Genomic DNA, 19,702 nt, shown 5'->3' with positions numbered 1-19,702 from the left:
CCGGCCCGGGAACCGTACCGAGCGCGGCGTCAGGCGCCGCCGACACTGCGCACAGCAGAAGCTGCGACGCCTCGCGCCATGCCGTCGGACGCCGCTGTCCGCAAGACCTGCAGGGAACGGTGAATCCGTGTCTCCGGCCAGATCGGGTGCCTGCAAGTCGTTGTTCAAAAAAGACTTCTGACGAAGGAAGACGCCAATCATCTATTTTCACGTTCGTGGGGAACGGCCTGTATCTTCCCCAGAGCGCGGTCGACGAACTCCTCCGAGGCTCGTGAGTTTACGCCCACTCGTGTGCGGATCACTCGGATCGATTTGACCGCCAGGCGCGAAGGCGGTGATCCCGGCGGCAGCACGACGCCGCCTCGTTGCGCCTTGCAGGGCACCGAGCGAGACGCACTCCAAGGGCAGTTAAACTGCCGGATCTAGGTTCAACCTTCATCCTTGTCACCGTCACGCCTACAACAGCGTATCCAACGCCATGGGCAAGGGCCGGGGCATAACTACGCTGCCGCGGCCCGGTGCAGTCCGAGCGTGGACCTGACCTATTCGACCGCGTGGGACTCGACGACCAATCGGGTGCTTACGAGCTTCCCTGACCCTCATGGCTCGATCGGGACGCTGAGCTGCTGAATCTCGGGACTGAACCGGACCAGATCCTCCTCGTAGAACCATGATCCCAGGATGATGGTCCCGAATCGAGGTGGCAAACAACCACGCGTCGGACGACGACAAGTCTGCCGTGTGAATCGGGCTTGCTCACGATTTCGGCCATCGTGGGACGTGGCGCGGAGCGCCAGGGGCATGCGTGACACCGCGGAGCGGATGTCACGAGACTCTTCACCCTTCACCCAAAAGCCCGCTCGCCCGCAACACCCGCCGCTGCACCGCTTGTTCCAGCACCTGATCGCCGCCCGGCTGCACCAAGGTCAGGTGGGCGCGTGCGCGGGTGATGCCGGTGTAGAGCAGCTCGCGCGTGAGGATCGGGCTGAGGCTCTCGGTCAGAACGAGTGCGGCGTGGCTGAACTCCGAGCCTTGGGATTTGTGGACGGTTAGCGCATAGACGGTTTCGACCGCCTGGAGGCGGCTGGGGAGGATCCATTTGATGCCGTCTTGGGCATCGCCGGCGGGGAAAGCGACGCGGAGCGTCCGGTCCCGATCGTCGGGTGCGGGGCGGACCAAGGTGATGCCGATGTCGCCGTTCATGAGCCCTAGGCCGTAGTCGTTGCGGGTGATCAGGACGGGTCGCCCGAGATACCAACCGCTGCTGGCGGGGATGAGATCCGCGTCGTGCAGCAGATCGGCAATGCGCTGGTTGAGCCCCTCGACGCCCCAGGGTCCGCGGCGCAGGGCGCAGAGACATTGGAACGCGCCGTGAGCCTGCAGAACATCGCGTGCCCAGGCGTCGTAGGCCGACGCATCGGCGTCTCGAGCGGGTTGGCCTTTTTGCAGGGTGTCGAGGTAATGGCGGTAGCCGTGTCGCGGCGGCCGAGCGTCGGTCTGCGCTCGCCGCCCTTCGGCTCCGTGCCGCGGATCGAGCGGCGAGCTCGCCGCGCCCTCGATGACCAGTGACCGAAAGGCCGCATCCTCGGTGCCGTTAAGCGCGACCAGGGCGAGGTCGGCGTAGCCGCGCGTCCAGATGTCGCGGACCTTGACCGGGTCGCCGGCATTGACCGCCTCGGCGAGCCGGCCGATGCCGCTGTCGGCCGAAAAACGGTGGCTGTGGCGAAGCATGACGACGGACTGATCGAGCGCCGTGCCGGCAGGATCGACGAGATCTGAGGGGATGTGCTCGCCGGTCGCGTTCTCGAGCCACTCCCGGGTACTCGGGGTGTAGTGGCCTTCACGGGCGCGACCGCACAGCTCGCCGAGCACGGCACCGGCCTCGACCGAGGCGAGCTGGTCCTTGTCGCCGAGCAGAATAAGGCGCGCGTTCACCGGCAGGGCATCGAGGACGGCGGCCATCATCTCCAGATCGACCATGGATGCCTCGTCGATGACCAGCACATCGAGCGCCAGCGGGTTGCCGGCATGGTGACGCAGGCGGCGGGTGTCGGGGCGACTGCCGAGCAGGCGGTGGAGCGTGCTCACGGTGACGGGGATAGCTGCGCGCACGGCCTCGCCCTGTGCAAGGTCGTCGAGCGGCAAGCTGGCGACCGCGGCGGCGATGGATTCGTTCAGACGGGCTGCGGCCTTGCCGGTGGGTGCCGCGAGACGGATGCGCAGGGGGCGCAGTGTGCGCGCCGGCTGATCCGCAGGCGGCTCGACAAGCGCCAGGGCTTGCAGCAAGGCGAGGAGTCGGACGACGGTCGTGGTCTTCCCCGTACCGGGACCGCCGGTGATGATGCTGAAGGCGCTGCGGGCGGCGAGCGCGCAGGCGAGCTTCTGCCAGTCGGCCGTTTGGCCGGGAGTCCGGGCGGGCGGGAAGAGACGCTCGAGTACCGGGCGCATGGCCTCGATCGGCAGTGCGTCCTGCAGGGCCTCGGAACGTGCCGAGCGGGCGTCGATACCGGCGCGCACGGCCTGCTCGTAGCGCCAGTAACGGCGCAGATAGAGTCGCGGACCGACCAGGACCAGCGGCGTGTCGCCGACGCCCTGGCCGACCAGTTCGGGATGGGCGAGCGCCGCCTGCCAGTCGCGCAGGGTCAGACCTTCCAGCACCTCGGCGGGGTGCGGCGGGGTGTCCGTCTCCGCGGTGTCGGTACCCTCGGGGGGCAAGGACAGGGCGAAGGTTGGATCCTTTAGCGTGGCCTCCAGATCGAGACAGGCGTGGCCGCGACCGAGTTGATGACTCGCCAGCGCCGCGGCGAGGATCAGCAAAGGGGGCGCATCCGGTACCTCTCGGCGGAGGAAATCGGCGAAGGCGACATCGAGCGCGCGCAGCCAGGCGCGCTCGGCCCAGCCGGCGAGAAGCGTTTCCATGGATTGCCCTCGGGCATCTTGAGCGCCATGACCCTGCGCGGCTTGCATCGTCCGAATCCTGCTCATGAGCCTCCCTCGTTCGACTTTCGCGCAAAGCAGCGATCCAACGCCTCGATCAGCTCACGCGGCGGACGCTCGGCATGGATGCCCCGGCTCGGCGCCTCGATGCCGCGCAGGAAAAGATAGACGGCGCCGCCGACATGGCGGTCGTAGTCGTAGTCCGGCAAGCGCGCCTTGAGCAGCCGATGCAGTGCGAAGAGATAGAGGACGTATTGAAGCTCGTAGCGCGCGTGCAGGATCTCGGCGCGCATGGCCTCCGGGGTGTAGGCGGCAGCGTCCGGGCCGAGCCAGTTGGATTTGTAGTCGGCCACGTAGTAGCGGCCCTCGTGCTCGAAGACCAGGTCCATGAAGCCCTTGAGCATGCCGTTGAGAATATTGGTTTGGAGCTTCGGGCGGGGCGCACGGTCGAGGGTGTAGGTGCAGACCAGCCGGTCGACCTCGCGCGTGTCGGCATGGTGGGCAGCGAGCCAGAACTCCATCTCGGGCACGGCGCCGGTCAGGTCGACAAGGCTGAAGGTGGTGGCCGGAAGCGCTCCCATCGCGGGGACGGGCAAGGGCGTCGTCAGGAAGGACTCCAGCCAGGCCGTGAGCGGATCGATCCATTGGGACCAGCCGCGCACCTGACAGCGTCGGGCGACGGTGTCGCGCAGTCGCACCGGATCGGCGGCGGCCTCGGCGAATCCCGGATCGGCGGCCCATTCGAGGAGATCGTGGAGGAAGGTGCCCGCCTCCGGCCCGCGCGGGAAGGCGTGGATGGATCCGGCGGCGGGTAGCCGATCGCTTGCGTCCTGGCTTGACGTCGAGGGAGACAGATCTGTGGTCGGCGTGGCTGTTTGCGCGGCCTGCATCTCCCGGAACCGATCCTCGGTCGGGGTATCGGCGGGCGCCCGGGCCGAGGGATGGACCGGCGTCTCGGCGGGTGTCACGGACCGCGCAGGGTCGTCGCCGGCGACGGTGCGCAGGGCCGAATAGCTGGCGATCCACCAGGGTTCGCGCACGACAGGGATCGATGTGCGCGCGGGCCCGAGACGGCGCGGCGGAGCGGCCGGGACGAACCGGTCCCGTAATGCATCGGGCGAAGGCTGGGGCGCCTCGACCACCGCGATGGACGCACAGTCGCCGCGCAGATCCTTGAGCGCCTGTGCCAGACCATCCGGGGCCAGAACGGCGTCGCCGCCCAGCAGATACCCGAAGGCGCCGCCTTCCAGTCCGGCCAGCGGTGCGAGACCGACCCAAGTCGCATGCCGGGCGCGGGTCAGTGCGACATAGAGCTTGCGCAGATCCTCGCCCAGACGCTCGCGGTCGGCCCGCTCCAGGATTTCCTCATCGGCGCAGAGCCCGAGCTGCAGCCGGCCCTGCGCATCGTGCCATTTGAGCGGCAGGTCGGCTTTCGCGATCTGCCGATGATCCGCAGCGAACGGCAGGAACACCAACGGGTACTCGAGTCCCTTGGATTTATGGACCGTCACCACCTGCACCAGATCGGCATCGCTCTCAAGACGGATCTGGCGGGCATCGCCGCCCGCACCGCGGTCTGCATCCCGGCACTGCTCGGCGAGATGGCGGATCAGCGCATGCTCGCCGTCGAGCTGGACGCTGGCCTGTTGCAGCAGCTCGGCGAGATGGAGCAGGTCGGTGAGAGTGCGCTCCCCGTCGAACCCCGGCTCCGATGCAAGCAACCGCGCGGGGACGTCGAAGTCGTTGAGCAGACGACGCAGCATGGGCAGCACGCCTTGGCGGCGCCAGGTGTCGCGATAGGCGCGGAACTGCAGCACGCGCGACTCCCAGGCGAGCTCGTCGTGGTTCAGACGATCGAGCTCGGACCAGCTTAGACCGAGTGTGGCGGTGGCCAGCGCAGCCCGCAGCAGCCGCGCGTCGTCGGGCTCGGCGCAGGCGGCCAGCCAGTGTTGCAGCTCGCCGGCCTGCGGGCTTTGGTAGACCGAGTCCCGGTCGGAGAGATAGACGCTACGCACACCGCGTTGCGCCAGGGCGCGGCGGATGATCGCCGCCTCCTTGCCGGTGTTGACCAACACGGCCAGATGCGCCGGGCGCAGCGGCTTGGATGCGCCCTCGCCGACAAAGGCCGCGTGCCCGGTCTGCCCGAGATTGAGCAGACGCACCATCTCCGCGGCACAGACATCAGCGATCCGGCTGCGATAGGCGTCCTTGCTCAGCGGCTTGCCCGGTACGTTCGGCGGCAGCCAACAGGCGGTAAGCGCCGGCAGCGATTGGCCGTCGATCTGCAGCGCGTCCTTGCGCCCCTTCGCGTCCGCCGCGATGAAGGGCACCGGATTGTCGGTCCCGGTTCCGGTATTCGTATCGTTGTCGTTGTCGCTGCGGAAGAGGAATGCGCCTGCACCGCTCGCTCGGTTCTCGGCCGCCTCGAAGCAGCGATTGGTCGCGGCGACCATGTCGGGCGTGGAGCGGTAGTTTCGCTTCAGGGTGTAGAGACGCCCGGCGCAGGCTCGGCGGGCGGCGAGATAGGTGTAGATGTCCGCACCGCGGAAGGCATAGATCGCCTGCTTCGGGTCGCCGATGAGGATGAGCGCGGTCGCGGGGTGGTTCGCGGCGACCCGGTAGACGGCATCGAAGATGCGGTACTGCACCGGGTCGGTGTCCTGGAACTCGTCGATCAGGGCGACGGGGAACTGGCGGCGGATGATCTCGGCCAGACGCTCGCTGTTGTCGCCTTGCAGGGCGGCGTCGAGCCGGGTCAGCAGGTCGTTGAAGCCCATCTGGGCGCGGCGGGTCTGCTCTGCGGCGAAGCGATCGGCGACCCAGCGGGCCGCGTGACGCAAGAGTGCGGAGCCTGGCGTGGGCAAATCGGCCAGCTCGGCTTTGAGGTGGGCGATCGCCTGTAGGGCGGGATGGGCGGGGGGATCACCTTTCCAGACAGCGGCAAGACCCGCGGGCGTGAGACGCTCCCAGCCTTTCGCCAGGTCGAGCGACTCGGCGGCGGGGTCGGCAGCCCAGTCCCGTAGCGCCTTCAACCAGTTGCTGTAGAAACGTTTCTGCAGCTTGGCGCGCTTGCTGTCGACGGCGTCATCCAGAAGCGCCTCAAGCTCGTCCGCCCAGGTCGCCCAAGGGGCCTTGAGCGCGGCGAGACGGTCCGCCTTCTCCGTGCGGACAGCCTTGAGCGTGACGGCCGGCTCCGCCGCGGGGTCGAGCCGATCGGCATGCTCGACGAGTGCCCGGATGGCCCCCTGCAGCGCCTCGGGACCGGACCACCATTGACGCACCTCGGCGACCGACTCGGCGTCGAGCGGGATCATGAAGGTCCGCCAATAGTCCCGCACCACCTCGGCGAGCAGCTCGCTCTGATCGGTCTCCAGGGTCTGGGTGAAATGGCTGTCGCTGTCGAAGGCGTGCTCGCGCAGCATCCGATTGCACCAGCCGTGGATGGTCGAGACGGCGGCCTCGTCCATCCATTCGGCGGCCAGCTGCAGCTTGCGCGCGCAGGCCGGCCAGTGCTCGGGCGGGTATTCGGCGCGCAGGTCGTGTAGCGGATCCTCGCCCGGAGGGCGTGCGGCGATCCCGTCCGGCTCGGCGCGAAAGACAGTCGCCGCCTCAGCCAGACGCGCGCGGATGCGGTCGCGCAGCTCGCGCGTGGCGGCATCGGTGAAAGTGACGACCAGGATCTCGGGCGGGGTGAAGGCGCGCGGTGCGGTGTCCGGTGCAGCTTGGGGGGCGTCGTTCGGCACGCCATGGCCGAGCACTAAGCGGACATAGAGTGTCGCAATGGTGAAGGTCTTGCCGGTGCCGGCACTGGCCTCGATCAGTCGGCTGCCCCAAAGCGGAAAGCGCAGCGGATCGAGCGAATCGGAGCCTGTGGGTCGGGCTTCAGCCCGACGAGAGACCGCTGCGATATCCGCCTGATCGGAAATCTGGGTCACTGCGGGTCGGCTATTCTCGGGACTCATGCGGCGGCTCCGGTCGCTTGCGCTGCGGCGGGCCGGTCCGGCTTCTTCTTGTCGCCGGCATGCATCGCGGTATAGAGCGGACGCAGCAGGCTCTCGGCCAGCGTTGCGAACTCACCGCTCGCGCAAAGTGCGTCGAAGTCCGGGTAGGCGCGTGCGAGATAGGCGTCGGTTTCGACCTCGCCGGTTTGCATATAGCCGCCCTCGTAGGTCGTGCGCGCCTTCGGCGCATCGCCGACCTTGAGCCACTCGAGCGCGGTCTTCGCAGCCAGCGGGAGCGGACGGCACATGCCGACCTGCCAGGCCACCAGCAGCGCGGTCAGGTGCGCCTTCGCATGCTCGACCGGCAGTGGCTTGAGCTCGACATTGCCGGCCTTGCTGAGGACCAGTGTGGTGAGGGGGCCGCCCGTTAGATGCAGGGCCAGATGCGCGACCCAGTGACGGATGAGCTTCTCGCCGCGGTACTGACCGTTCTTGACCAGGTCGCTCGCCTCGATGAGCACACGTCCTCGAAGGCCCTCGGCGTCGGTGCGGATGCCGCCGATCCAATCCGCCAGCTCGGGCACGGGCGTCGGAAGATCGGTTTGAAACCGGATCTCTTCTTCGTCGTCGCTAGGGTGCGGCCAGCGGAAGAGCGCGTCTTGATAGTTCGCGAAAAGCGTATCCATCGGTTCGACCAGGTCCGCGGCAAGGGCCTCGCCGAAGCCACCCGGCGCAAGATCGCCGCGCCGGCGGATTCGATCGAGACGGCTCGCGCGCGCCGCGGCGATCGGCTCACCCTCTGACAGCGCCTGCGCTTGGACCCGGATCAGCTCGTCTTGCAGCTGCCACCTGCCGAGCCCCTCGAGTGTGAAGGGCTCTTGATCCTCGCTCGTCGGATCGTCGGTCTCGAAAAGGACGCCGAGCCGCTGGCGGAAAAATGCCTTCACCGGCGACTTGAGAAGGTCGACAAGATCACGCAGACCGAGCGGCTCGTCGCGGGACAGCGGCGGCAATACGGTCGTCGGCGGTTGCGGCGCGGCATCCGGGCGAGGGGGTAGCACCGCATCGAGCGGACGCCACTCCCGGGCATAGGTGAAGAGCGGGGCGACGCTCGGCGGCCGCTCCGAGTGGGGCTCCGGCGGGAAGTAATCGGGGCTGAAGGGCTGCAGCGGATGCTCCACCGTGAGTGCATTCAAGAGGGCCTGATCTGGATCGATCGAGCCGCTCTCCTCCGCCAGCGCCTTATCGGGCGCCATCCGCCAACCGGCGGCGAGGTGGTCGCGCAATTGGGCGACCAGCACCGAGGGCGGTCGCACGCCGTTGTCGGTAATGCTGCGTCCAACCCAGGAGATGTGCAGATGGTCCCGTGCCGAAAGCAGGGCTTCGAGAAAGAGATAGCGGTCGTCCTCGCGCCGCGAGCGGTCGCCGGGTCGGTAGTCGCGACCCATGAGGTCGAAGTCCATCGGGATCCTGGTGCGCGGGTAATCGCCGTCGTTCATGCCGAGCAGGCAGACCCGGCGAAAGGGGATGGCCCGCATCGGCATCAGGGTCGCGAAGGTCACAGCGCCGGCGAAGAAGCGTTGCGACAGGCCGCCGTCGTCCAGCTGCGAGAGCCAGTACTCGCCGACGACCGACAGGGGCAGCTTCTCAGCAAGCGCAGCCTCGTCGCAGGCGTCCTGCCATCCTTGCAGGGCGGTGTCGAGCTGCATGAGGGTGAAGGCCTCGCCGTTGTCGGCGGCGTCGAAGAAATCCGCCATCAGAGCGCGCAAACGCCTGCACCAGTCGGCGACGGTCGCGGGCTCGCGCAGGGTCCGCCAGGTGGAATCAAGACGCTCGATCAGGTGCACGAGCGGACCGAGCAGGGCCGCGTCCAGACCGCCGATCTCGTCGAACGACTCGATCCCCTGCCAGGCACCCTCCTCGCCGGCGGCGCCGACCGCATAGCCGAGCAGCATCCGGCGCAAACCGAACAGCCAGGTGTGTTGGGCCTGCGCGTCGGGCTGTATCGGTAGATCGAGGCTCGCGCGCTGCTCGGCATGCAGGCCCCAACGGATGTTGGCCCCGCGGATCCAGCGGTGGAGCCGCGGGAGGTCCGTCTCGGCGATGCCGAAGCGCCGGCGCAGGGCCGGGGCTTCGAGCAGATCGAGCACATCGCTGACCGCGAGACGCGATCGGGGCAGCTCCAGCAGCTTCGCAAGGGCCTGGATCAAGGGCTCGGTCGCACGTCGGCCCTGATCCGCGACGCTGTAGGGGATGTAGCGCGGATCCTCACGGTCGACCAGACCGAACACCGCCTGGATATGCGGCGCATAGGTGTCGATATCCGGCACCATGACGATGATGTCGCGCGGGGTCAGGCTCGCATCGGCATTGAAGGCCGCGAGCAGGACGTCATGCAGGATCTCGACCTCGCGCTGCGGACTGTGTGCAATATGGAAGCGGATCGAGTCATCGCCCCTGGAAGGCACCTCCGGCCAATGTGTGCGGGTCTCGGCGAGCGGGCGGAGATCGCGGATGTCGTCCTGGAGCTGTTCGAGCAGAGAGCGAGCCTCTCGCGAGGCGTCGAACAGATCGATCCGCTGGCCGATGGCATTGAAACGCCCGAGATAGCCCGCCCGAGCCGTCGCGTCGTCGTGCTCGTCGAGCAGGCCGATGAAGTCGCGGCCTTGCTTGCCCCAGGCCGCGAGCAGCGGGTGGGCGTGCAGGTGCATCCGCTCCTCGGACAGGTCCGTCGGCATGCCGTCGCGGCGTTGCTGGCGGCTGCGCTCAGCGCGCAACAGATCCTTGTCGGCGACGATGTCGGCCCAGTAATGTTCGCAAGGGTTGTGGACGCACATGAGGACCTGGCTCCAGCGCGCCATCCCGGCCAGCACCTCCAGCGACTGACGCGGCAGACTGGAGATCCCGAAGACCATCACCCGACGGGGTAGACCGCGCGGGTGCGTATCGTCGGGCCAGTCGGACACACGGCGCAGGAATGCCTCGTGGACGTCCGCGCGACCGATGCCGGCCTCCTGTCCTCTGCCCTCGACGTCCGTCTCGACATCCGCCAGCAGCGCACGCCAGAGTCCCGACTGCCAACGCTGCTCCTCCGGCAAGGGAAGGCGACCGCCACGCGCCTCGATCAGCACGTCTTCGCCGTTGCCCCAGGCGGCCAGCCAGTCGGCGCGGTAGACCTGATACTGGTCGTAGAGATCGGCCAGACGCTCGGCGAGCTGGAAGCGTTTGCGCAGGTCCGCATCCGTCTGCAGGAAGCGCCGCAGCGACAGGTATGCAGGCCGAGCCAACAGCTCGGGCAGGAGCCGCATCAACCGCCAGACCAAGCGCGACTTGTCGAAGGGCGAGACCTCCGGGACCGCATCGCTACCAAGGACCGCCCGGTAGACCCGCCAGAGAAAGCGCGCCGGCAGAGAGATCTCAAGCGCCGCGGCGATCCCGACGCCCCGCTCGCCGGCGGCAAACTCACCCGAGTCCGGAGCGGCATCGGCGGCGAGCGCGAGCTTCAGCCACTGCGCAATACCGTTGCTCTGCGCAAGAATGATCTCGTTTTCGAGAGGTGCCAACGGATAGCGCGCCATCCATTCCACCAGAAGATCGCGCAGATCTTCCGGGCGGTTGCCGTGGACAAGCATCAGGCCTGGCGTCAGGGCGCTTGTGGTCACGTCGAGCTCCATGCAGCGGTGAGCGGTGCTCATTGTGCGCGAAGGATAACCTGAGCGCACCCGATTCCCGCGTGGCGGCCGGTCGGTTCGAGAATAAGTCGAACAACTCGAAATCCCTTTGCCACGGTCGTCCTTGTCGTTGTCGATTACGACAACGACAACGACAACGGTTCAATACGATGCTCCAACTATCTCCGACACGTCACTTAGCGGCCCCTACGGCGAGGATGTACAAAATCATCCCGGCGTGCAGGGGGGCGTGTAACGCGGCGAAAAATCCCGGGTGCTCGGTATACACTAGCGCCTCGCCGACGCGATCCGACCTTCTTCCGCACCCTTGCCGACAGACCCGATGGATCATCTCGCACAAGACACCTCGCTATTCGAAAGGGCGACGCATTCGCTCGAAAGACTCGGCAGCGACCTGCTTGCGTCCATGGCCTCGGACGATGCCACCGGGAATGCGCCGGCGGACGCCGCTGGACTCTTCAACGAAACCTTCTTCCTGAAGCTCGGGTTCTCCTTCATGGTCGGGCTGGCGCTCGGGTTTGCGCTGAAGATGGCCTTCAAGCTGGTACTGCTGGTCGTCGGTCTCATCCTGCTCGGGGTCTTTGCCTTGCAGTACGCCGGCATTCTGGACGTGAACTGGTCCGGCCTCGAGATCCACTACAACGGCTGGGTCGACTGGCTCGGGGTCCATGCAGGCGCCTTCTTCGACTTCATCGGCGGCAACCTGACGAGCGCGGCATCCTTCATGGCCGGCTTGGTGATGGGCTTCAGGCTTTAAACCGAGTCCAGAGCAAGATGCACATTTCCGAGTGAGTCCGAGGTTTGGTGCATCCACGGCCCTTAGCGGGGGGACGCGGTTTAAAATGATTTATTTTTTAATCTCTTAAACCGCGCCGGCTTCAGCGGTCGTCAGGTCGGCGGCGGCCGATCCCATCCAATAACATCGCAGACCGCACCGGGCGCGGTTTAAAGGGCGCGATTGACCTCGGCGAGACGCACGGTGCGATCGAACAAAGGCTCGAGCGCCGAATCGTGACTGACGAAGATCAAGGTCATCCGCGTCTCGGCACATTCCCGAAACAGCAGTCGAATAAAGGCTTCGCGGCGATCCGAATCGAGCGCGGAGGTCGGCTCGTCGGCGATCAGGATCTCGGGAGAGCCCATGAGCGCGCGCGCTGCGGCGACGCGCTGCTGCTGTCCGACCGAGAGCTCGGTGACGGACCGCTTCGAGCGTGCGGGCTCGGCCATATCGAGATGATCGAGCAAGCGCAGCGCCTCCTGCTCCAGACACCGCGCGGAGCGGCCGCTGCAGCCGACGCGCTCAAGCACGCGCGCCCGACGCAGTCGCGAGAAGCGGCAGGGCAAGGTCACGTTTTCGACCAGCGACAGGTAAGGAATCAGATTGAACATCTGAAAGACATAGCCGACGTGATCGGCCCTGAAATGGTCGCGCTTGACGCCGCCCAGGCGCTCGAGCGGCTGCCCGAGGATGCGCAGACTCCCCTGCTCGGCCTTGACCACGCCGGCCAGAAGACTCAACAAGGTGGTCTTACCGCTGCCGCTCGGTCCCTCGATGAAGACACGCTCGCCGCGGAGTATTTCGAGGTGATCTAGGGCCAGGATGGTTGGCGTACCAGGTCTCCACCGAAAGGTCAGATCCCGGATCTCGATGATCGCAGCGTTCCCCCTCGGTTCCCCCCGGAGGTTCCCCGAACTGTCCGCCGATCCCACCGAGAGACTCATATGCCAACTCCTCATGTCAACTTCACAGAGCGATCCTTAGAGGTCCGGGTCAAGGATACCCTCGACCGGGCTCGCTCATTTGCTAGGTCTGCTCCCATGAACCAGGATAGTAATCGTCATCGAGCAGCGACGTCGCCTGGTAGGGACAGTGCGCCGGGAAGGTCTCCGGGGGCCGGCGCGTTTGCTTGCTGGCCAGGTCGACCGCATCCGGATAGGTTGTGGTGATGGCCTCGGCGGAGTTCCGGGGGCGGAGTTGGGAGTTCCGGGGACAGTTGACTTAATTCCCTAGACGAGCTGCTTCGGATCAGTTAGAACACGAATTGGGTTTGTGTGACGAGGGATCGACCGACCGATGGCGAGATTTCCAAGGGCGCTTGCCCCAGGGCTTCCACATCATGTGACCCAGCGCGGTAATCGGCGCCAGCGAACTTTTTTTGGGGATGAGGACTACGCCGAGTATCGGCGATTGCTGTCGACGTCCTGTCGGGCGTGTGGCGCGCAGGTTCTGGTCTACTGCCTCATGCCGAATCATGTGCACCTGATCCTGGTGCCGGGCGATGAGCTCGGTTTGCGTGACGCGCTGGGCGAGGCGCATCGTCGCTACACGCGCATGATCAATTTCCGGGAAGGCTGGCGAGGGCACCTTTGGCAGGAGCGTTTTCACTCGTTCGTGATGGATGAGCGGCATCTCATCGCCGCTGCCAGGTCTGTGGAGCTTAATCCCGTCCGTGCGCGGCTCTGTGCACGCACGGAGGACTGGCCGTGGTCGAGCGCCCTGGCCCATCTGGCCGGAGCGGACGATAAGCTCGTCAGCGTGCGTCCGCTGTTGGAGCTGGTATCCGATTGGACTCGCTTCATCGGCGAGCCCGACGCCCCGGACATCGCCGACGTGCTGCGCGCACACACCGGCACCGGCCGCCCGCTCGGTCCGGATTCCTTTGTCGAAGCTCTGGAGCAACGCCTCGGGCGCCATCTCAAGCGACAAAAGCTAGGGCCTAAGCCACCGCGACGAGACCCTCACACCCGGGACCTCTTTGAGCTGCTGGAACGGGATTAGGTAAACTGTCCCCGGAATTCACAGAGGAGCCCTCCTCGGCCCTCGCCCTTCGGTTTCCTTGCGACAACGAGCGGGTTGCGCAAGACGGCGCTCCTTGCCCTTGTCGGCCGGTGGCTTCGCCTCGCTAGCCGGGCTCGTGATCGAGCCGATGGACGATCGCGGTCATGACCACGGCGCTCCCGAGCAGCCATAGCGGCCCCAGCAGCCACAGGATCAGCGGCAGCGCCAGGTACCAGCCGCGCATGCCCAGGTTGTAAGCACCGGCGCCGCGGCTGACGGCGTGGAAGGCGGTGTCGATGGTCACGTCCGCGTCCTGGTCCAGCGGGGCGTTGATCAGGAAACCGGCGTGGTTGTAGTAGCGCAGGGACAGCGTGAAGCAGATGAACACCCCGAGCAACAGCAGCACGATGGCCAGCGCCTTGAGTGTCGTCAGGTGCTCATGCTGGCTCGCGAGCGGGTCGAGTCCGTACTTGAGCTGCGTGAGCGCGTCCGACGTGAGCGCGACGCTCATGAGTCCCAGCGCGAGCACGATAGCCGTGGAGGCGAGAAAAGTCGCGGCCATGGTCCAGTTGCGCAGCGTCTGAACCGCGAGGATGTCTGCACCGCGTGCGATGACGTGCTCCAGCCAGAGCCGGCGGATGCGGTTGTTGCGGCCGAGGGAGGTGGCGAGCGGCCGCCGCTTCAGCTCCAGCGCGTACCACAGGTGATAGCCGAGCAGAAGCGCGAGCGCTGCGCTGGCGATGACGAGCTCCCAGAGTAAGGGCATTGACGATACCTGTTATGTGGGTCGCGGAGTCGGGGACGGGTCTTTCCTTTTGCCCGTAAGGACAGACGAAACAACGCCGAAACCCAGGAGCCGACGCAGCAAGAAAAAGCTTAACCCCATGATGAAAAACTATTTTTCACCTAAACTGCGCCAACTCCAACAGCGTTTGTCGCGCAGCGTTCGCAGCCCTGAAACCGTCCGGCCCAACACCGGGCGCGGTTTAGAGCGGCACGAAGGTCACGACGGGCGCACGCGGGGTGAGCTCCGCCCCACCCTGCCCCTCCGCGGTCACGTACTGAAACAGGACGCGCTCGAGGGCCGGGAAACCGGAGAAGAGGCCGAGCGCGGCCGAGCCCAGTGCGTCGGGTCGATCACAGGCGAAGCTGTAGCGCACGACAAAGTCCGCGTGCCCGTCCTCGCCCTGATCGGCGTCGTGATCGTGATCGTGCGTGTGCGCGTGTTTCGCCCCGCTGCCTTGCCCGGCATCGGCGAGCTCGGCATCGATCTCCGCGGTTTCCAGCCGACAACCGGCCTCAGTGTTGAGGCGGATCATGGCATCGCCGGCCATGAGATTCTCCTTGGCCAACGCGAGTGTCGCGCGCTCCTCGTCGGTTCGCGGTGCGCGCTCGAAACCGATCAGACTCGCCGCGGGGCTCGTCAGCTCGATCAGAACCTTGTCGCCATCGGCGGCAAGCGTCATGTGGGCTATCCCGTGGACATGGGCGCCCTGCCGACGCTGTTCGGTGTCCTCGGCCGAGGCACTCGCAACGGCGAGACACATGATGATTGCCGTCAAGGAGACGGCGTCGATGCGAATTTGATTCATACTGACTCCTTGAGAATGAGTGACGTGTCAGAAATAGGTTGACCACCGAATCCAATCGTTGTCGTTGTCGTTGTCGTTGTCGTAATCGGATTCCGGACGAACACGACAACGACAACGACAACGACAACGAGTAGAGCCTGCCACCACTTGTCCTGCTTTCGGCTCTGCCGGTAGATCCGTTTCCGGAAATCGCCTCAGCGCCCTTTCTGCACACACCCTGCACAGATCCCGATCACCTCGACAACCCGCCGCTGCGGTTGAAAACCGCTCACGCTGGCCGCGCAGCCGAGGCTGCGTGCGATCGCCTCGTCCTCGAGCTCGGTGACCTCGCCACAGCTGTTGCAGATGAGAAACTGACTCGAATGCGGATGCTCAGGATGGTTGCAGCCGACGAAGGCATGCAGGCTCTCGAGCTTATGCACCAGACCCTGCTCGAGAAGAAAGTCGAGCGCGCGATAGACGGTCGGCGGGGCCAGTGTGCGGGAGCCTTCGCGCATAGCATCGAGGATCTCGTAGGCACCCAACGGACGGGGCGAGGCGCAGAGAATCGCGAGGACTCGGCGCCGCTGGGCGGTGAGTCTCACACCGCGTGCCCGACAGAGGGCGTCGGCGCGATCGAGCACTGTGTTCTCGGATATCGACTTCATCCGCTCATCCTCCCGCTTCGATCACCGGCGCACGTCGCCGTACTCGGTGCCGCGCAAGAAAGCGGCTGAGCACGGCGGAGACGACATAAACGCTCCCGGCCAGCAAGATCATGGTCGGTCCCGCGGGCAGGTCCGGCCCGTAGGAGAGTGCCAAGCCCGCGGAGGTGAAGACCCCGCCGAGCAGGGTCGCGATCAGCATCATACCGCCGAGTGAGTGGACGTAATGACCGGCGATCGCCGCCGGAAGGGTCAGCAGCGCGATCACGAGGATCAGGCCGACGACCTGGATCAGCAAGACCACGGTTACCGCCACCAAGCACAGCAGAAGGAGATAGAAGAAGGCGACGGGCACGCCGCGCAGGCGGGCGAACTCCTCGTCGAAGGTCACGGCGAGTAACTGCCGGTAGAAGAGCATCACCGTGATCAGCAGAACCAGATCAAGCCCGGCCATGAACCAAAGCTCGCGGCGCGGAACCAGCAGGATGTTCCCGAACAGAAAGCTCATGAGATCGGTCGTATAGCCGGGCGTCTTGGCGATAAAGAGGATCCCGATCGCCATGCCGATCGCCCAGAGCGCGCCGATCAGGGTGTCCTCCTGCGCGTTCCAAGCAAGCCGTACCCCGCCGATCAGCAAGGCCGAGAGCACGGCGGCGGCGAGCGCGCCGAGCAAGGGGTCGAAGCCGAAATAGAGCGCAGCACCCATACCGCCCAAGACCGAGTGGGCGATTCCGCCGGCCATGAAGGCAATGCGCTTGACCACCACGAAGGTACCGATCACGCCGCAGCCGAGGCTGGCGAGGAGTCCTGCCAGCAGGGCGGTTTGCAGGAAGGCGTGTTGGCCGAGCGCCTGGATGAAATCCTGCATGGGATCAGTGCCTATGATGGGCGAGCTCGTGCCCGGATCCGGCGTGAGCGACGTGTCGGATATTGTCGCCGTAAAGCTGGTGGATCAGGTCGCCATCGACGCGTTCGGTCGTATGGCAGACGAGGGTGCGGTTGAGGCAGGCGACACGATCGACAAAGCCCGAAATAAAGGCGATGTCGTGCGAGACGACCAGGATGGTCAGGCGTGCGTTGAGTCGCGCGAGCAAGTCGAAGATATCGCCTTCCATACGTTGGTCGATGTTGGCCGTAGGCTCGTCGAGGATCAGGATCAGCGGCTCGGCGACCAGTGCGCGGGCGAGCAGAACACGCTGCAGCTGGCCACCCGAGAGGGTCCCGATGCGCCGACGCGCCAGATCCAGCGCTTCGACCTCGGCAAGCGCTTGGCGCGCTGCGGTGCGGTCGTTCGAGCGGTACCAACCGAGCATCGGCCCGAAGCCGAGCCGTCCGGTCAGGACCACCTGCTCGACGGAGATCGGGAAGTCCCGCGGAAAGGTCGGAAACTGGGGCACATAGCCGACGCGTCGCACCGCGTGGCGCGGCGCCTGTCCGAGAACCCGAATGCTGCCCTGCTGCGGCTCCAGGAGTCCGAGCACAAGTTTCAGGAGCGTGCTCTTGCCGCCCGCATTGGGCCCGACCAGACCGACGAACTCGCCGTCGAGGATCTCCAGATCGACACCCTCGAGGACAGGCGACTCGCCATAGGAGAAGCCGAGACCCCGGATCGCGATGACCGGTTGCTTGGGCAATGCCGCCTGCAGCTCATCGCTGCCGGGGATCATGGCGCGCCGGCCCCCGCAATGAGCTCGGCAACCTGCCGAAGATTCTCGAAATAATCGCCCGACAAGGGGTCGATAACGGCAACCTGTCCGCCGATCGATCGCGCGACCTGCTCGGCCGACGCCGGGTTGAGCTGAGGCTGCACGAAGATGACCCGAATGCCTTCCCGCCGAGCCTGCTCGATCATGCCGGTCAAGGCACGCGCACCCGGCTCCTTGCCCTCGCGCTCGATCGCGACCTGCTCCAGATCGTAGTCCTCGGCGAAGTAGCCCCAAGCCGGGTGGTACACCATGAATCGGCGGTTCTCCACACCCGAGAGTCGCGCGCGAATCTCGGTATCGAGTGCGTCCAAGTCGGCGGCAAAGCGAGCGTCGTTGGCGGCGAAGTCCGCGGCGTACTCCGGGGCCAGATCGGCCAGCGCATCGCGGATTCGGGCGCCCATGATCTTCACGCGAGCGGGGCTCGTCCAGACATGGGGGTCGAAGTCGCCGTGATCATGGCCATGACCATGGTCGTCGTGGTCGTGCCCCGCATCCTTTCGGCGCACCTCGAGGCCGTCTCGAGCATCGAGCACACGCATGCCGGGATTTGCAGCCAACAGGCGCGGCATCCAGGCATCCTCGAAGCCCACACCGACACGCACGTAGAGATCGGCATTGGCCAAGGCGGCGATCTGGCGCGCGGTCGGCTCGTAGGCATGCGGGTCTTGGCCGGGCCGCACCAAGGCGTCGACGCGGACATGGTCACCCCCGATGCGCGACACGAAGGTCTCCAGCGGGGCCACCGTGACGAAGACCGTCCGCGGATCCTTCGCGTGCGCGAGGCCGGGGGTCAAGAGCAGAATCAAGAAGAGGCGACGCAGCATCGGTGGATTGCCCTCGTTGGATCGGTCATCGTCAAGCCGCTGGGTACAATATAACGTCTCGTACTGCCTGACTAGAGAATCGGCGCCTCCCGTGATCAGACCGACCTCGGATACACTGTCGTCATGATCGGTCGACGGAAGGAAGCCTGCCATGAGCTCTGTTGCCGAGCTTTACGAATTGCTCTGGGCCGCCGGCCTCAGCCTCTACGTCCTCGCGGTCATCTTCGTGACCCGGACTCCTTACCGGGCCATGGTCGCCCGGGGCATGGAGCCGATCCGCGCGGTCTACTACAACCGCAAGATCGTACACATGCTGGCCGGCGGCGTCGGATCCTTGATGGTCCCGCTGGTCTTCACCAGCCCATGGTATCCGCTGATCTGCGGGCTCTTACTGACACTGCTGACGTACGGCGCCCATGCCACCGGTCTGCGGTTTTACTGGTTTCAGACCGAAGAGAACCGCAACGACGTCAAGTTCGCGCTCATGTGGGCCCTGTCGGTTTCGCTCCTGTGGTGGCTGCTCGACAACCCCTGGCTCGCCATCCTCCCGGCACTCTACATGGCCTTCGGCGACGGGGTGACCGGGATCGCGCGCAACCTACTGGTGCGCCGCCGCTCCAAGAGTCCGATCGGCAATGTCTTCATGCTGATTGTCTGCGCGCCTATGGGCTGGGTCATCGGCGGGCTCGCCGAGCCCGCCATCCCGGTCTGGGGCCTGATCTCGGCGATCGTGGCGACCTGGATCGAGCGCTACGAGCTCGGCCCCATCGACGACAACGTGCTGATCACGGTCGCCGCATCGGCGGTGCTTCTCCTCGGGACCTACGTGGGTCCTTTGGTGTGATCAAAACACGCGTGTCAGCGCGAGGCCGGCGAGGACGAGAAACAACACCCCGCTCAGTTGATGCAAGCGATGCAGCGGCATGACCTGCAACAGGCGGCATCCGACCCAGACGCCGAGCGCGGAGGTCAGCGCCAACGCCAGGGTTGCACCGGTCCAAACCGCGACGGGCGGCAGGGTGACCGCCAAACCCGCGACCGCAAGCTGGGTCTTATCGCCCATCTCTGCAAGAAAGATCATCGAGAAGGTCGCCAAGACGATGCTGTTGTGGCTCCAGCTGCGCTGCGGCGCGTCCTCGTCGGCCTCTTCGGCGCGCAGCGCGAGCACCCCGAAGACCGCGAACAGGATGGCGACGACGCCAGCCAGAACGCGCTCCGGAATCCACTGCGCGAGGCCTACGCCGAAAACGACGGCAAGGGTGTTCAAGACAACGAAGGCCGTCACCGCCCCGATCAAGACGGGCCATCGACGATGACGGGCCGCCAAGGTCATGCAGACCAACTGGGATTTATCGCCAAGCTCGGCAAGAAAGATCACGCCGAAGGTCGTGACTGCGGCCCACAGCCACCCGGAGAGCTCGGACAGGACAAGATCGCTCACCGCAATGCCCTCCATTTCGTGCTGGGTTGACTTTGCCGGCGTTAACTGATGGGAGGCAAGGCGCCTCGGCGCGGTTGCAGGAGACGAATCGCCATCATGCCGTGACCGAGCCTTTCCCGGCAACCGCCCTCCCGGTTAGGATCCAC

The 19,702-nt window shown here is 65.9% G+C and carries 14 protein-coding genes and 1 pseudogene; 3 read left to right on the top strand and 12 right to left on the bottom strand.

Annotation, left to right across the window (positions count from 1 at the left end):
- Window positions 1–837 precede the first annotated feature (837 nt).
- The 3 genes from recD to recC all read right to left on the bottom strand — a co-directional run bounded on the left by recD (window position 838) and on the right by recC (window position 10,552).
- A complete protein-coding gene (recD, locus tag AADX97_RS16075; protein WP_374231751.1) occupies window positions 838–2,919 on the bottom strand; it encodes an exodeoxyribonuclease V subunit alpha in 2,082 nt (693 codons plus the stop codon).
- Window positions 2,920–2,981: 62 nt separating this feature from the next.
- A complete protein-coding gene (gene recB / locus AADX97_RS16070) occupies window positions 2,982–6,899 on the bottom strand; it encodes an exodeoxyribonuclease V subunit beta (protein WP_374231750.1) in 3,918 nt (1,305 codons plus the stop codon).
- Window positions 6,896–10,552, bottom strand: coding sequence for an exodeoxyribonuclease V subunit gamma (recC, locus tag AADX97_RS16065; RefSeq protein ID WP_374231783.1), 3,657 nt, complete (start codon window positions 10,550–10,552; stop codon window positions 6,896–6,898). The genes recB and recC overlap by 4 nt, the downstream gene beginning before the upstream one ends.
- A 340-nt stretch (window positions 10,553–10,892) precedes the next feature.
- Between recC and AADX97_RS16060 the strand changes: the two genes are divergently transcribed.
- The gene (locus AADX97_RS16060; protein WP_374231749.1) at window positions 10,893–11,327 is read left to right on the top strand and encodes an FUN14 domain-containing protein; all 435 of its coding nucleotides are present in this window, start codon (window positions 10,893–10,895) and stop codon (window positions 11,325–11,327) included.
- A gap of 188 nt (window positions 11,328–11,515) precedes the next feature.
- On the opposite strand, the gene AADX97_RS16055 is transcribed toward AADX97_RS16060, so the two are convergent.
- Entirely contained in the window at window positions 11,516–12,292 is a 777-nt protein-coding gene (locus AADX97_RS16055) for an ABC transporter ATP-binding protein (RefSeq protein WP_374231748.1), read from the bottom strand.
- 82 nt (window positions 12,293–12,374) lie between these two features.
- Window positions 12,375–12,521, bottom strand: a pseudogene (locus AADX97_RS16050) (DUF29 family protein); the annotation flags it as partial.
- 123 nt (window positions 12,522–12,644) lie between these two features.
- On the opposite strand from AADX97_RS16050, the gene AADX97_RS16045 reads away from it, so the two are divergent.
- Window positions 12,645–13,349, top strand: a complete 705-nt coding sequence (locus AADX97_RS16045; RefSeq protein WP_374231747.1) for a transposase — start codon at window positions 12,645–12,647, stop codon at window positions 13,347–13,349.
- Between the two features lie 124 nt (window positions 13,350–13,473).
- On the opposite strand, the gene AADX97_RS16040 is transcribed toward AADX97_RS16045, so the two are convergent.
- The 6 genes from AADX97_RS16040 to AADX97_RS16015 all read right to left on the bottom strand — a co-directional run bounded on the left by AADX97_RS16040 (window position 13,474) and on the right by AADX97_RS16015 (window position 18,115).
- Window positions 13,474–14,115 carry a DUF599 domain-containing protein gene (locus AADX97_RS16040; protein ID WP_374231746.1) on the bottom strand — a complete coding sequence of 214 codons (642 nt, stop codon included), beginning with the start codon at window positions 14,113–14,115 and terminating at the stop codon, window positions 13,474–13,476.
- Between the two features lie 220 nt (window positions 14,116–14,335).
- A complete protein-coding gene (locus AADX97_RS16035; protein ID WP_374231745.1) occupies window positions 14,336–14,941 on the bottom strand; it encodes a DUF2796 domain-containing protein in 606 nt (201 codons plus the stop codon).
- Between the two features lie 194 nt (window positions 14,942–15,135).
- On the bottom strand, window positions 15,136–15,588 hold the full coding sequence (locus AADX97_RS16030) for a transcriptional repressor (protein WP_374231743.1): 453 nt from the start codon (window positions 15,586–15,588) through the stop codon (window positions 15,136–15,138).
- A gap of 4 nt (window positions 15,589–15,592) precedes the next feature.
- A complete protein-coding gene (locus AADX97_RS16025; RefSeq protein ID WP_374231742.1) occupies window positions 15,593–16,453 on the bottom strand; it encodes a metal ABC transporter permease in 861 nt (286 codons plus the stop codon).
- A 4-nt stretch (window positions 16,454–16,457) separates the two neighbouring features.
- Window positions 16,458–17,252 (bottom strand): metal ABC transporter ATP-binding protein, encoded by a 795-nt coding sequence (locus tag AADX97_RS16020; protein ID WP_374231741.1) that lies wholly within the window; start codon window positions 17,250–17,252, stop codon window positions 16,458–16,460.
- The gene (locus AADX97_RS16015) at window positions 17,249–18,115 is read right to left on the bottom strand and encodes a metal ABC transporter solute-binding protein, Zn/Mn family (RefSeq protein ID WP_374231740.1); all 867 of its coding nucleotides are present in this window, start codon (window positions 18,113–18,115) and stop codon (window positions 17,249–17,251) included. Before AADX97_RS16015 ends, AADX97_RS16020 begins: the two co-directional genes overlap by 4 nt.
- 151 nt (window positions 18,116–18,266) lie before the next feature.
- On the opposite strand from AADX97_RS16015, the gene AADX97_RS16010 reads away from it, so the two are divergent.
- Window positions 18,267–18,959 carry a hypothetical protein gene (locus tag AADX97_RS16010; protein WP_374231739.1) on the top strand — a complete coding sequence of 231 codons (693 nt, stop codon included), beginning with the start codon at window positions 18,267–18,269 and terminating at the stop codon, window positions 18,957–18,959.
- Here the strand turns inward: AADX97_RS16010 and AADX97_RS16005 are convergent, their stop codons facing one another.
- Window positions 18,960–19,556: a TMEM165/GDT1 family protein gene (locus AADX97_RS16005; protein WP_374231738.1), complete on the bottom strand. Its 597-nt coding sequence runs from the start codon at window positions 19,554–19,556 to the stop codon at window positions 18,960–18,962. It lies immediately after the preceding gene.
- Window positions 19,557–19,702: the final 146 nt, after the last annotated feature.

Source organism: Thiocapsa sp. C2-2m (assembly GCF_041903745.1).
Classification (GTDB): Bacteria; Pseudomonadota; Gammaproteobacteria; order Chromatiales; family Chromatiaceae; genus Thiocapsa; species Thiocapsa roseilacustris.
The sequence above is the reverse complement of the archived record's forward strand: the minus strand, read 5'-3'. Positions and strand labels throughout refer to the sequence as shown.

Excerpts from the sequence above, each read along its gene's own strand:
- recD (WP_374231751.1), bottom strand. The coding sequence starts at position 2,919 with ATGGAAACGCTTCTCGCCGGCTGGGCCGAGCGCGCCTGGCTGCGCGCG.
- recB (WP_374231750.1), bottom strand. The coding sequence starts at position 6,899 with ATGAGTCCCGAGAATAGCCGACCCGCAGTGACCCAGATTTCCGATCAG.
- recC (WP_374231783.1), bottom strand. The coding sequence starts at position 10,552 with ATGGAGCTCGACGTGACCACAAGCGCCCTGACGCCAGGCCTGATGCTT.
- AADX97_RS16060 (WP_374231749.1), top strand. The coding sequence starts at position 10,893 with ATGGATCATCTCGCACAAGACACCTCGCTATTCGAAAGGGCGACGCAT.
- AADX97_RS16055 (WP_374231748.1), bottom strand. The coding sequence starts at position 12,292 with ATGAGTCTCTCGGTGGGATCGGCGGACAGTTCGGGGAACCTCCGGGGG.
- AADX97_RS16045 (WP_374231747.1), top strand. The coding sequence starts at position 12,645 with ATGGCGAGATTTCCAAGGGCGCTTGCCCCAGGGCTTCCACATCATGTG.
- AADX97_RS16040 (WP_374231746.1), bottom strand. The coding sequence starts at position 14,115 with ATGCCCTTACTCTGGGAGCTCGTCATCGCCAGCGCAGCGCTCGCGCTT.
- AADX97_RS16035 (WP_374231745.1), bottom strand. The coding sequence starts at position 14,941 with ATGAATCAAATTCGCATCGACGCCGTCTCCTTGACGGCAATCATCATG.
- AADX97_RS16030 (WP_374231743.1), bottom strand. The coding sequence starts at position 15,588 with ATGAAGTCGATATCCGAGAACACAGTGCTCGATCGCGCCGACGCCCTC.
- AADX97_RS16025 (WP_374231742.1), bottom strand. The coding sequence starts at position 16,453 with ATGCAGGATTTCATCCAGGCGCTCGGCCAACACGCCTTCCTGCAAACC.
- AADX97_RS16020 (WP_374231741.1), bottom strand. The coding sequence starts at position 17,252 with ATGATCCCCGGCAGCGATGAGCTGCAGGCGGCATTGCCCAAGCAACCG.
- AADX97_RS16015 (WP_374231740.1), bottom strand. The coding sequence starts at position 18,115 with ATGCTGCGTCGCCTCTTCTTGATTCTGCTCTTGACCCCCGGCCTCGCG.
- AADX97_RS16010 (WP_374231739.1), top strand. The coding sequence starts at position 18,267 with ATGAGCTCTGTTGCCGAGCTTTACGAATTGCTCTGGGCCGCCGGCCTC.